The organism is Flavobacterium terrigena, assembly GCF_900108955.1.
Lineage (GTDB): Bacteria > Bacteroidota > Bacteroidia > Flavobacteriales > Flavobacteriaceae > Flavobacterium > Flavobacterium terrigena.
The window spans coordinates 621,602-634,047 of the sequence record NZ_FNYA01000002.1; the positions used below are offsets into that span (position 1 = coordinate 621,602).

A 12,446-nucleotide genomic window follows, 5' to 3' on the forward strand; every position below is an offset into this window, starting at 1 on the left:
AGTTTTGTTTTATAATTAGACGTTTGTTTTTTGTATTTGGTTGTATGCTAATTTATTTATTCAATTTCCACCAAAATCGGACAATGATCTGAATGTTTGGCTTCTGGTAAAATTAAGGCTCTTTTTATATTATCTATTAATTGTTCCGTTACTAAGCAATAATCAATTCTCCAACCTTTATTATTATTTCTAGCATTCGCTCTATAACTCCACCAAGTGTAATGATGCGGATCCTTGTTTAAATGACGGAAGGTATCAACCATTCCTGTTTTCATAAATCCATCTAGCCAAGAACGTTCTTCTGGTAAAAATCCAGACGTTTTTTCGTTGCCTTTCGGATTATGAATATCAATCGCTTCGTGGCAAATATTATAATCACCACAGATTACTAAATGCGGAATTTCTTGTCGCAGATTTACAATATATTGTTGAATATCGTCCATGTATTTAAACTTATAACCCAATCTGTCATTATTCGTTCCAGATGGTAAATACATGCTCATCACTGACAAATTATCGTAATCAACACGTAAATTTCTACCTTCAAAATCCATCGATTCTAATCCGGTTCCGAAAACCACATTATTAGGTTCGGTTTTACATAAAATAGCAACACCGCTATATCCTTTTTTTTGTGCAGAAAAATAATATTGATACGGATAACCAGCTGCTGCAATTTCTTCCCTAGGAATTTGATCTTCAGTAGCCTTAATTTCTTGCAAGCAAATTACATCCGGATTAGCACTTTTTAACCATTCGATAAATCCTTTAGTTATCGCAGCTCTGATGCCATTTACATTATATGAGATAATCTTCATTTTTGTTTTTTCTAATTCTCAAAAATAGAAAAACTTTTCAATAAATTCTCTTATTGAGCAAGTATTTTATAAAATTTTTAATAAACTAAGTTCATTATTAAATTGTTTGTAATTGTGTCTTTTTGATACCTAAAAATTCAATAGAATTGTTATCTTTGTTACTTGCTCAAAATAAAAATAAATGGGATTAGTTACTGCAAAAGAAGTAGCCAAAGCAATAAATACGGACAAATATGGTTTTTTAGGAACTTTTTCTGGGTGGTTACTCATGAAAGTGCTTAAAATTTCCACACTTAATAAAATCTATAATCGAAACAAGCATTTAAGTGATTTAGAATTTTTAAATGCCATTTTAGATGAGTTTCAAATTAAATTTGAAATTCCTGAAGAAGATTTGAAACGTTTACCAAAAGACGGCGCTTATATTACCATATCCAATCATCCTTTAGGTGGAATTGATGGTATTTTATTATTGAAATTAATGCTAGAACGCGAGCCAAATTTCAAAATAATTGCCAACTTCTTATTGCACCGAATTGAACCGATGAAGCCGTATATTATGCCGGTAAATCCGTTTGAAGATCATAAAGATGCGAAATCTAGCGTTGTTGGAATTAAAGAAACTTTACGTCATTTAAGCGATGGAAAACCATTAGGAATATTCCCTGCTGGTGAAGTTTCAACATATAAAGATGGAAAATTAATTGTAGATAAACCTTGGGAAGAAGGTGCCTTAAAAATTATTAAAAAAGCAAAAGTTCCTGTTGTTCCTATTTATTTTCACGCACAAAACAGTAAATTATTTTATAGTTTATCAAAACTAAACGACACCTTACGTACGGCAAAATTACCAAGTGAATTATTAACTCAGAAGAACCGAGTGATTAAAGTTCGTATTGGTAAACCGATTCCTGTAAACGAATTAAGTGAATACGAAACGATTCCAGAATTTGGAGAATTTTTAAGAAAGAAAACTTATATGCTTTCTAAATCTTTTGAAGAAAAAGAAGAAGAAAACTTCAGATTAACTTTTCCAAAATTTACTAGTAGCCCAAAAGCTGCGAAACAAATTGTAAAACCTGCCAATCACGAACAAATTATTGAAGAAATTAATTTCTTAAAAGAAGGCGATTATCAATTATTACAAAGTAAAAATTACAGAGTTTTTTTAGTTACAGCTGAAAAAATCCCTAACATTTTGCACGAAATTGGTCGTTTACGTGAAATTACTTTTAGAGAAGTTGGAGAAGGAACAAACGAAGCCATCGACTTAGACAAATACGATCAATATTATCACCATATGTTTTTATGGGATGAAGATGCTCAAATGATTGCTGGAGCCTACAGAATGGGGTTTGGTTCAAAGATATTTCCAAAATACGGTTTAGCAGGCTTCTACTTAAATGAACTTTTTAAATTTGAACCGGAATTAAATGATATGATGGCTCAATCTATTGAAATGGGTCGTGCTTTTATTATTTCGGAATACCAACAAAAACCAATGCCTTTATTCTTATTATGGAAAGGAATTGTACATACCACTTTACATTATCCGGAACATAAATTCTTAATTGGTGGTGTAAGTATTAGTAATCAGTTTTCAGAATTCTCTAAATCGTTGATGATTGAATTTATGAAATCTAATTATTACGATCCGTATGTAGCGCAATATATTAAGCCAAAACAAGAATTTAAGGTTAAACTAAAAGACGCTGATAAAGATTTCGTATTTAATGAAGCGGAAGCCGATTTAAATAAGTTCGATAAAATCATTGACGAAATTGAACCAGGTTCTTTACGATTACCGGTTTTAATTAAGAAATACATCAAGCAAAATGCGAGAGTTGTTGCATTTAACGTAGATCCAATGTTCAATAACGCGATTGACGGATTGATGTATATTAAAATTTCTGATATTCCTGAAAGCACAGTAAAACCAGTTATGGAAGAATTTCAAGCAGAATTAGAAAGAAAACATAAAGGGTAATTACCTCCAAATAGACTCCTTTAAAATAGCATCAAAAGAATTATCTTTAATAAAAAATATAATTCTAGTAGTATGATAAACAATCAAAAGTGCGACGAAAATATACGTCCACTTTTTTTTGTTGAACGTATTTGCAAAAAATGGTTTTTTGTAATATAATTCTAAACTTAGTTTGATTAAGAAGTAAAACGCTAAGACCAAAACTACTGGCCCAAATAAGTGAAAAGCGATACTTTTAAGTAAATCTCCTTCGTATAAATACACCAAAGATTTTGTAATTCCACAACCCGGACAAGGAAATCCTGTTAGCATTTTGAAAGGACAAAAAGATTGTTCGCTCTCTAAATTTCCACTGTTGGTTAGGAGTATAAAAAAAGGAATAATTAGCACGAGTAACACACTAATTATTCCTATAATTCTATATTGAATAAATTTTTTAATTGTATAATTTATTTAATTCCGATTGAACAATCATGGCAGCAATCATAGGAAAGAAAAATCCTAAAACTAACAATAAAACTGAATCGTCTTTTTGTGGCTGACCTGTTAATTGATACACTTTTGGTAAACCATCTCTACCAACTAACCAATAGAAAAATAAGTTTAATCCACAGCATCCAGTAATTAAAGCAATTGTTGGAGATACTACTTCTTTTTCGTTGGCTGCATTAATTACTTCTGCCGCTTTCACGTTCCAGTAAATTAAATACAATCCACAAGTTAAAATTCCGAAAATAAGAACCATTACTGGATCTACTTTGAAAAAAGGAATATTTGGTTTTGATTTATTCCAATCTTCTTGATGAGTAACTTCATTCATAATTTTTATAGTTTTAGTTTCTAGTTATAAAGTTAGTAGTGGATTATTAACATTTGTTACACATAGATACTAATAATTTTATTTACAATTACTTGAGCTAATTTTTCTTTACTCTCAAATGTCCAACCTGCAATATGTGGCGTTAATAAAACATTATTAGCTTGCAATAAATATTCGAAAGCTTCAGGTTTATCACCTTCAAACAATGTTTCAAAAGATAATTTCTCATATTCTAAAACATCTAAACCTGCTCCTAAAATTTTTCCAGATTGCAACGCTGCAACTAAATCTGCTGTAACAACGCTTTTTCCTCTAGCGGTATTGATTAACCAAAACGGTTTCGTAAATTGATTGATAAATTCCGAATTGACCATTTTATCTGTTTCTGGTGTCCAAGGAATATGCAAACTTAACACATCTGTTTTTTGTTGTAATTCTTGTAAAGAAACTTGTTTAGCGTTTTCATCACCAACGTTTGGTAAAATATCGTAACATAAAACTTCCACATCAAAACCTCTCAATTTCTTAGCAAAAGATTTTCCCATATTTCCGTAACCGATAATCCCAACTGTTTTTCCATCCAATTCGAATCCACGATTACTTTCACGGTTCCAATGTCCAGATTTGACTTCTTTATCGGCGTTATTTAGTTTATTAAAAAGCGACAAAATCATACCTAAAGCATGTTCACCAACGGCATTACAATTCCCTTCTGGTGCGGCAATAAGATGGATTTTTTTACTTTCTGCATAATCGCAATCGATACTTTCTAAACCAGCACCAACACGAGCAATAAATTGTAAATTTTTGGCTTTATCGATAAAGGTTTTATCAATTTTAAATCGGCTTCTGATGACAATTCCGTGGTAGTTTTCAATTTTATTTTCTACTTCTTCTTTTGTAGAAATGAAATCCGCTTCGTTAGTGAAACCAGCATTTTCTAATTGTTCCCAAAGTAAGGGATGATTGGAATCAATATGAAGAATTTTAATTTTTGATAAATTTGACATTGCGCTGTGTTTTAAAACGGAAAGTTAGGGTTTTACACAGAGATTCGCAAAATAAAATTTTTCTTCCCAACCTTTTTATAGAAAACTACATCTATATAAAATAATACATTATTTTTGGGTTAATTGATTTATATGAAACAAAACTTCACTTTTTTATTCCTTTTATTTCTTACGACTGTTTTTGGACAAAAAACGGTTAATGATTCTTTAATTTCTATAACTGAAAAGGAATATATTTATCAAATTCAAGGCATTTTAAAACTAAAAAACTTAAATAAAACAGATGAGAATTTTTACTTCAGAGTAAATAATTATAATATTTCAATCGAATTAATTCAAGATAAAAATGGAATTTTAAACTTAGAATCCATTCAATATTATATTCAAGGTAAAAACAACAAAGACACTGACACTATAATAAATCGAATAAAACACAATCAAGAAACTGCACTTTGGTTATTTGAAAACATTAAAAAAGGGAATATTGAAAACATCATTCCTGCAAAGAAAAAAGATTCCGGAAAAGCTGGAATTTTAATGACTGATGATTATTATTTAGAATTTTCAAATAAGGAAAATTACACAATAAAAGCATTTCATTATTCAAACCTAGATACTATTTCAAAAAATTATACTCTAAAAAACCTAATAGATGATTTATATAAAAAAATTGATACTGAGAATATAGAAAAAACCTTTAAGAATAATTTACCAAGCGACTTTACTTACAGAAGGTTTCATTATGGCTTTTATAAAATAGCAAATTCATCTTTACAATTTGGGTATTACAGTAATGTTAGGCTCCCAATGGGTTTTTCTTTTTATTATAATTTACGAAAAGCTAAAAAGAAATATTTAAATATTGGTTCAGGGATTATTTTACAAAATAATTTCAAAGACAATATTCATTTTGAAGCTGATTTAACAAAAAGAGGAATATTTAAAGACAGAAAAAACTATACAGATTCTTTTAGAATAACATACGAATTCAATAAACTTAATTATATTAAAACCATTTCAAATTTTGAGAATTATAAAATAATTTATGCAGGAACAATTGACAAATATTTCAGTTTTGATTTAGGCTATAATCAATTAAAAAATGAAAAAACATCTGATGGTTTTAGTATAGGAATAAGTAAAAATTATGAATCAATTCATTTAGAACCTTTTTATAAATTAGATTGTTTTCAAAACAAAATAACTAATTATAAAATTGGATTTTATAAATCTTTTCCAATAAAAACTGATAAAAAATCTTTTAGAATATATACAAGTCTATTTTACGAAAAAACTTTTGATTTTAGAAGTTTGAATTTCTCTTTATATGTACCAATAAAATATTGGACAATTAATTAAATATATAGTTTGCGTGAGATCCTTTCAGGATGACAAGTTTGTGGATAATTGAAAAAATAGATGCTGAAACAAGTTCAGCATGACAAAAATTGACTTATTGACTTATTGCCCAATTGACGCATTGTCATAATTCGCGTACACTTCTCTAATTTGATTGAATACATCAAATAATTCATTGTGTCCGTCAGTAGTTACTAAACGTTGTTTGTATTGTTTAAAATCTTGAATACCTTTGAAGTAGTTGGTATAATGACGACGCATTTCTACGATTCCAACGCGTTCACCTTTCCATTCCATAGACCAAATTAAGTGGTTTTGAGCCGCTTCTACTCGATCTGCAACAGTTGGTGGCGCTAATTTTTCGCCCGTTTTGAAAAAATGTTTGATTTCGTTGAAAATCCATGGATAACCAATCGCAGCACGACCGATCATCATTCCATCTAAACCAAATTTATTTTTATATTCTAAGGCTTTTTCTGGAGAATCGATATCACCATTTCCGAAAATTGGCATAGTAATTCGTGGATTGTTTTTGATGCGTTCAATGTGCGTCCAATCGGAATGCCCTTTATACATTTGCGCACGCGTTCTGGCATGAACGGTTAAAGCTTGCACACCAATATCTTGTAAACGTTCGGCAACTTCATCAATATTGATGGAAGCTTCGTCCCAACCCAAACGGGTTTTTACCGTAACTGGAAGACTTGTTCCTTTGATAACCGCTTTCGTTAAACGAACCATTAAATCAACATCTTTTAAAACTCCAGCGCCAGCGCCTTTACAAACCACTTTTTTTACTGGGCAACCAAAATTAATATCTACTAAATCAGGTTGAACAGTGTCTACAATTTTAGCAGACATTTCCATAGCTTCTTCGTCACCACCAAAAATTTGAATTCCAACTGGACGTTCGTAATCGAAAATATCCAATTTCATTCGACTTTTCATGGCATCACGAATTAAGCCTTCCGAAGAAATAAATTCAGAATACATCAAATCGGCTCCGTGCATTTTGCACAAACGGCGAAATGGCGGATCACTCACATCTTCCATTGGAGCAAGAAGCAAGGGATAATCGGGTAAAATGATGTTTCCTATTTTTGGCATGTTGTAATTTTGTGCAAAGATAATGAAAGTTTTTGAATGTAATAGGTACGCAGATAAAACTGATTTTACAGCTTTTTATAAATGTCTTCTGAAATGGATTGTTGAATTATAGCCCCGATAGGAGCGGTATCTTTTTTAAATTTGTTCCTTTCATTTAAAGGAACAAATTTAAAAAAATATAGCGGATAGCGGGACGTTTTGTGTTTTGAAAACTAGCGTTCTGCTTCAAAAAAATTATCGAGGTTTTAACCAGCTTTTCGGATTAAGAACAGTAGTATTTTGATTGATTACAAATTTTAATACCGAATTTCCTTTCGCATTGGTTTTAATTTTACCTAAAGTTTGTTTCGCAGAAACTTTATTTCCAACTGAAACTGAAACGTTACTTAAATTACTATAAGCCGTGAAGAAATCTCCGTGACGTACTAGCACAGTATAGGTATTTGTAGTTTGAGACACTTGCACACCAGAAACTTCACCCGCAAAAACGGCTCTTGCAGAAGAACCAGAATCGGTTGTTATGTCGATTCCACTGTTGTGAATGACGATATTTTTATAATCTGGATGTGGTTGATCTCCATATCCAGTTGAAATATATCCTTTTTCAGTTGGCCAAGGCAATTCTCCTTTATTGGCTTTGAAACTATCAGAAGTTAATTTTCCTTCTGGTGTTAGTTCAATTTTTGTTGATGAAACTGGCGTTGTTTTCACTGGAACTGTTGAACCTGATTTTTTAGCTGCTGCCAATTGTTCTGCTTTTCTTTTCTTGTTTTCTGCAGCAATCGCATCGTTAATCATTTTTTTGATTTTCTTATCGATAGCTCTACGCTCTTTATCCATTTTAGCAATTTCTGCTGCAATTTTTTTCTTGTCTTTTTGGATCAGTTTAGCGGTTTTTTCTTTCTCTTGTTTTAGTTTTTCATGTTCCGCTTTGATTTTTGTTTTTTCAACAATCACCACTTCTTTTTCTTTCTTATTAGTTTGCAAACTAGCAACTGCAACGCCTAATCGGGTTTGTTTGATTTTAATTTCTTCCGCTTGACGTTTTCTGTAACCTGCGTATTGCTTCATGTATTGCACACGTTTGTAGGCTTGTAAAAAACTATTTGAAGACAAGACAAACATAATACGACTTTGCTCTGAACGGCTCTTATAAGACTTTACAATCATTTTTGCATAATCTTCTTTCATGATTTTCAAATCTCTATTTAACTTATTAATTTCTAATTGTGTTAAATAAATATTGTCATCTAAAATTCGAGCTTGCTTGGCAATGGTAGAAATGATTTTTTCAGAAATTTTAATTTGCTCTTCTTGTCCAGCAATTTCTTTTAAAACTGATTTTTCCTTTTTCTTTTCGTTTTGAAGTTTGGATTTGGCTTCAGACAATTGTCTCTGTAATTGTTCTTTTCTTTGTTCTAGCCTTTCTTTCTCATCAATTTGCGCAGAAACGGATAAGGTAAAAAATACAACGAATAGGGTTAAAAGAAATTTGTTCATGCTAGAATTTTTTTTTGCGAAATTAATCTATTTTTATTTGAGAATAACCATCTGGGATAGAATAAGGATACGATAATGACTCATTAAACGTAATTTTTTTATATTCTATGTCAATTTTCACTTGATCTTGCTGATTGGCTAAAATAGAAACGCCAGTTGGCAAGAACATGTTTTCTTGATTGAAAAAAGATGGATAATTTACCATTACGTTTCTGTTTTTAGAAATTTGATTGATAAATTGTTTCTTTAATAAATAATTTGCGGTTTCAAAACTGAATAATTTTTCGACATCTGTTTTCCTTTTTGATTTCAATTGAAATAAATTATCGGCAACTTCTGCAATAAAATCTTCTTTAGTTAAATTGTCAATTGGTCTTCCTAATAATAAATTTTGCACTTTCTGAAAATCTAAATCGGTTCCCAACATTTTAGTTAAAATAGAATAATCTCCGTCAAAATAAGTGTTGTTTGTTTTTTCATAATAACTCACACGAGTTGGCGTAATTAGAGCTTTTGCCATCGGGATTCCGAGAAACTTAAGGTTAATCCAAATGATTTCATCTTTTTTAATTCTAATATCAGCGCCAATAGAAAGAGATTGTTTTTTGTCTGAGTAGTCCGCAGAAGAACGAATAGAAGCAGTATTAAAATTCAAACCATTTAGATAATGTTTTTGAATGACTTCTTTGGCTTTATTATCTACAACAGCTTCTTGAGAAACTGTTTGTTCCGCAACTGTTTTTTTAGTTTTACACGAAACGATTACGAATAAAATTAAAGTATATGTGATGTATTTTTTCATATTATTTTTTAGATATTCCATCTAATCTTTTTTGATAGGTTTGTTTCATTTTTGCGTCCGATAATCCGTCGGCACAAATTATAAATTGTTTGCAAAATCCGGATTCTAATTTGGGATCGTCAATTACGTACTCGATTCCCATTTCTAAAAAGTCTTTTGCTTTTTTAAAGTTTTTTAAATTATTATTTCCTTTTCCTGCATAATAATACAAATTGGCTTTGGTTGGAAATAAGTCGATAAATTCTTCTGATTTTTTGGCCATTTTTTCAAATTGCTTATTGAAATCGTAAATATTTAGTTGTAAATCGACCACATCTACATCGTTTGCATTTGATTTTTCGATATATTTTTGTGCTAATTCGAAATTGTTTTGATTATAAAAAAACTTTCCTAATTCTTTATTGACATCCATTCCTGCATTGTTATCAAAATAGGTTAAGGTATTGTCTATTTCTGTCATTAATTGCGGATTTTTGGTAGCAAAAATCAAATATTCGTTTAAAACTCGATGTTTGATTTTAAAGTCGATTTTACTGCTCTTGACAACTCTTTTATATGATTCTGTCGCTTTAGGAATATCGTTAGCGTTGATGTAAAATTTCACTAAACTCACGTGAGCTAAATCGGAATTTGGAATTTCTTTTTCTAACAACAAAGCCGTTTCAAATGCTTTTTCTTCTTGATTAGCTGTGGAATAAACATAAATCAAATCGATATAATTTTGTTCCGATTTGGGATTGTTTTTTATCGCAGCTTCTAAATCGGCAACCTTTGGTTTTACACCATTTTGCATACTTTGAATTTGCATTCGGTACGTTTCCATGGCTTTGGTTAATGTTCCTTTGCTTTCAATATCGTCAATTACTGTTTTCGCTTTATCAAATTGTTGCGTGGTCATATATAACGAAACTAAATCTTCTTTCATATTCGCATCGAAAGTCACTAATTTCTCCACAATTGGAATTGATTTATTAAAATCTTTGGTTTGATAATATACGTCATATAAACCGTTCCAATACCAACGTTGTTTTGGTTCTAAATCCACTGCTTTTTGAAACGCACTTTCAGCATCTGCATAACTTTTTAAAGCCAGGTAATTGACGCCCATTTGAAAATGAACTTCTGGATTATTCGGTTCTTTTTGCAAGCATTTTTCCAATGAAACAATAGCTTTGTCATAATTTTCAATGGCTTTTTGTTTTAAAGCTTCATAAAAATTATTCTCAAATTCATTGCTCGCAGTTTCTACTTCTTCTGGATTTACTTGTCCGAAAGAAAGTTGAAAAAGGAAAAGAAAAGCTATTATTTTTTTCATTTGTTATTTGTGTTATTGGCACGCAGATTTAACTGATGCTTCGCAACGCTGATTTATTGGATTTTATTTTTTATTTTGATTATGCTATTGCTTGCGTCAGTTCGCTACGTTCATGTGCTCGTTCCTCGCAATGACAAGTATCAAAAATTATTCCATTGTTGAATAGTCACCTAAACTTACGCTAGTGAAATCGCCATTATAGTTCACGTGATTTCCAATCATGGCGTTATCTAAATTGGCATTTTTAATATGTGCGTGTGTTTGAATCAAACTATTTTTGATTGTACTATCTACAATATGACAACCTTTTCCTAGAGAAACATTTGGACCAACTGTTGCATTGATCAAAACTACATCTTCTCCAATGTAACAAGGTGGAATAATCGTAGAATTTTCTAGTTTCACATCATAATCAACTAAATGTTCCCCATCATTATGTAAAAATCCTAACATTCTGTTGTTGGTATCAACGGTTACATCTTTGTTTCCGCAATCCATCCATTCATCTACTTTTCCTGGAACGAATTTCATTCCTTTAGCCATCATTTGCTTGATACCATCGTTAATTTGGTATTCGCCACCGTGAATGATGTTGTTATCTAAAACGGCTTGTAATTCATCTTTTAAAACTGCAATATCTTTGAAATAGTAAATTCCGATTACGGCTAAATCAGATACAAACTCTTTTGGTTTTTCAACTAATTCTACAATTTCGTTAGCTTCATTTAAGTTGATAACCCCAAAAGCTTCTGGCTGATCTACTTGTTTTACCCAAATTACAGAATCGGCAGTCGCATCTAATTCAAAATCGGCACGAATTAACGTATCGGCATAAGCAATAACTGCTGGTCCGCTTAAAGAATTTTTCGCACACATAATCGCGTGACCCGTTCCTAAAGCTTCGTTTTGATAATAAATAGTTCCTTTTGCGCCAATTTTATTCGCAATTGCAATTAAATCTTTTTCTACTGTTTCACCAAAACTTTCGTGAATGATAAAAGCCACTTCATCAATAGGTTGATTGATAACTTTGGCAATATCTTCTACCAAACGGTGTACGATTGGTTTTCCCGCAATTGGAATTAATGGTTTTGGAATAGTTAAAGTATGTGGGCGAAGACGTGAACCACGACCAGCCATTGGTACGATTATTTTCATGTTTTTTATTTCTAAATTCGTTAATCATAATTGAATATTCAATATTTTTAACTTGGAATATTCAACTTGGTATTTTGAATGTTGAAGTTTTGAAACTTACTAAATATCAACATTCATTTTTATTTGTTTTTACTTCTTGATGTTTCTATACTTTTAACAAAAATTGATATCAATTCATCATTTTCTTTTATTACTGAATTCATTTCAACCTCTTTTCCTAAATATAATTTTGCTCTAAATATTATTTTTAAGTTAGAATATGTTTCTCTTAATTCTTTCAGAACAATTGACATTTTATGAATAAAATCATTTCTAGATTCTGCGCTTTGTGCTTCACTGTAATTTAATGACGGTGCTGTTCCAGATCGAACTAGTTGTCCTGATAAATGATTGCCTGCTTTTGATGTTTTTACATTATCAGTTATGTTAATTATTTCTACTGCAAAATCAATTAGTCTTTCATGTAAATCAAATTTTTTCATGGCTTATATATAATTATGGTTTTGTCCCTTTACAATATTTCAAAATTCGTTAATCATAATTGAATATTCAATATTTTTTCAACTTGGA

The 12,446-nt window shown here is 30.7% G+C and carries 12 protein-coding genes; 2 read left to right on the forward strand and 10 right to left on the reverse strand.

The genetic code is table 11. The features are described from left to right. Positions 1 to 56: 56 nt before the first annotated feature. The gene (locus BMX42_RS06145; RefSeq protein WP_091310512.1) at positions 57 to 818 is read right to left on the reverse strand and encodes an exodeoxyribonuclease III; all 762 of its coding nucleotides are present in this window, start codon (positions 816 to 818) and stop codon (positions 57 to 59) included. A gap of 181 nt (positions 819 to 999) precedes the next feature. Between BMX42_RS06145 and BMX42_RS06150 the strand changes: the two genes are divergently transcribed. Further along, on the forward strand, positions 1,000 to 2,805 hold the full coding sequence (locus BMX42_RS06150) for a GNAT family N-acyltransferase (RefSeq protein ID WP_091310516.1): 1,806 nt from the start codon (positions 1,000 to 1,002) through the stop codon (positions 2,803 to 2,805). On the opposite strand, the gene BMX42_RS06155 is transcribed toward BMX42_RS06150, so the two are convergent. From BMX42_RS06155 to BMX42_RS06165, 3 genes are all read right to left on the reverse strand, one after another. Continuing rightward, complete coding sequence (locus BMX42_RS06155; RefSeq protein WP_245748256.1) at positions 2,806 to 3,117, reverse strand: DUF2752 domain-containing protein; 312 nt, start codon at positions 3,115 to 3,117, stop codon at positions 2,806 to 2,808. It abuts the gene before it with no gap. Between the two features lie 124 nt (positions 3,118 to 3,241). Further along, a complete protein-coding gene (locus BMX42_RS06160; RefSeq protein WP_091310522.1) occupies positions 3,242 to 3,625 on the reverse strand; it encodes a DUF4234 domain-containing protein in 384 nt (127 codons plus the stop codon). Between the two features lie 56 nt (positions 3,626 to 3,681). Beyond that, complete coding sequence (locus BMX42_RS06165; RefSeq protein ID WP_091310526.1) at positions 3,682 to 4,635, reverse strand: 2-hydroxyacid dehydrogenase; 954 nt, start codon at positions 4,633 to 4,635, stop codon at positions 3,682 to 3,684. 132 nt (positions 4,636 to 4,767) lie between these two features. Here BMX42_RS06165 and BMX42_RS06170 point away from each other — a divergent pair, with 132 nt between their 5' ends. Next, on the forward strand, positions 4,768 to 5,994 hold the full coding sequence (locus BMX42_RS06170) for a hypothetical protein (RefSeq protein WP_091310529.1): 1,227 nt from the start codon (positions 4,768 to 4,770) through the stop codon (positions 5,992 to 5,994). 102 nt (positions 5,995 to 6,096) lie between these two features. On the opposite strand, the gene dusB is transcribed toward BMX42_RS06170, so the two are convergent. From dusB to BMX42_RS06200, 6 genes are all read right to left on the reverse strand, one after another. After that, positions 6,097 to 7,101, reverse strand: a complete 1,005-nt coding sequence (dusB, locus tag BMX42_RS06175; RefSeq protein ID WP_091310533.1) for a tRNA dihydrouridine synthase DusB — start codon at positions 7,099 to 7,101, stop codon at positions 6,097 to 6,099. Positions 7,102 to 7,335: 234 nt separating this feature from the next. Further along, positions 7,336 to 8,601, reverse strand: a complete 1,266-nt coding sequence (locus BMX42_RS06180) for a murein hydrolase activator EnvC family protein (protein WP_091310536.1) — start codon at positions 8,599 to 8,601, stop codon at positions 7,336 to 7,338. A 22-nt stretch (positions 8,602 to 8,623) separates the two neighbouring features. After that, the gene (locus BMX42_RS06185) at positions 8,624 to 9,403 is read right to left on the reverse strand and encodes a lipoprotein insertase outer membrane protein LolB1 (RefSeq protein ID WP_177169130.1); all 780 of its coding nucleotides are present in this window, start codon (positions 9,401 to 9,403) and stop codon (positions 8,624 to 8,626) included. Position 9,404: 1 nt separating this feature from the next. Next, positions 9,405 to 10,718 carry a tetratricopeptide repeat protein gene (locus tag BMX42_RS06190; RefSeq protein ID WP_091310546.1) on the reverse strand — a complete coding sequence of 438 codons (1,314 nt, stop codon included), beginning with the start codon at positions 10,716 to 10,718 and terminating at the stop codon, positions 9,405 to 9,407. 147 nt (positions 10,719 to 10,865) lie between these two features. Next, positions 10,866 to 11,876, reverse strand: a complete 1,011-nt coding sequence (locus BMX42_RS06195) for a sugar phosphate nucleotidyltransferase (protein WP_091310550.1) — start codon at positions 11,874 to 11,876, stop codon at positions 10,866 to 10,868. Positions 11,877 to 11,995: 119 nt separating this feature from the next. Then, entirely contained in the window at positions 11,996 to 12,358 is a 363-nt protein-coding gene (locus tag BMX42_RS06200) for a four helix bundle protein (RefSeq protein WP_091310554.1), read from the reverse strand. Positions 12,359 to 12,446: the final 88 nt, after the last annotated feature.

Coding starts and splice junctions, on each gene's coding strand:
- BMX42_RS06170 (WP_091310529.1), top strand. CDS start 4,768: ATGAAACAAAACTTCACTTTTTTATTCCTTTTATTTCTTACGACTGTT.
- BMX42_RS06190 (WP_091310546.1), bottom strand. CDS start 10,718: ATGAAAAAAATAATAGCTTTTCTTTTCCTTTTTCAACTTTCTTTCGGA.
- BMX42_RS06185 (WP_177169130.1), bottom strand. CDS start 9,403: ATGAAAAAATACATCACATATACTTTAATTTTATTCGTAATCGTTTCG.
- BMX42_RS06160 (WP_091310522.1), bottom strand. CDS start 3,625: ATGAATGAAGTTACTCATCAAGAAGATTGGAATAAATCAAAACCAAAT.
- BMX42_RS06150 (WP_091310516.1), top strand. CDS start 1,000: ATGGGATTAGTTACTGCAAAAGAAGTAGCCAAAGCAATAAATACGGAC.
- dusB (WP_091310533.1), bottom strand. CDS start 7,101: ATGCCAAAAATAGGAAACATCATTTTACCCGATTATCCCTTGCTTCTT.
- BMX42_RS06200 (WP_091310554.1), bottom strand. CDS start 12,358: ATGAAAAAATTTGATTTACATGAAAGACTAATTGATTTTGCAGTAGAA.
- BMX42_RS06180 (WP_091310536.1), bottom strand. CDS start 8,601: ATGAACAAATTTCTTTTAACCCTATTCGTTGTATTTTTTACCTTATCC.
- BMX42_RS06165 (WP_091310526.1), bottom strand. CDS start 4,635: ATGTCAAATTTATCAAAAATTAAAATTCTTCATATTGATTCCAATCAT.
- BMX42_RS06155 (WP_245748256.1), bottom strand. CDS start 3,117: ATGCTAACAGGATTTCCTTGTCCGGGTTGTGGAATTACAAAATCTTTG.
- BMX42_RS06195 (WP_091310550.1), bottom strand. CDS start 11,876: ATGAAAATAATCGTACCAATGGCTGGTCGTGGTTCACGTCTTCGCCCA.
- BMX42_RS06145 (WP_091310512.1), bottom strand. CDS start 818: ATGAAGATTATCTCATATAATGTAAATGGCATCAGAGCTGCGATAACT.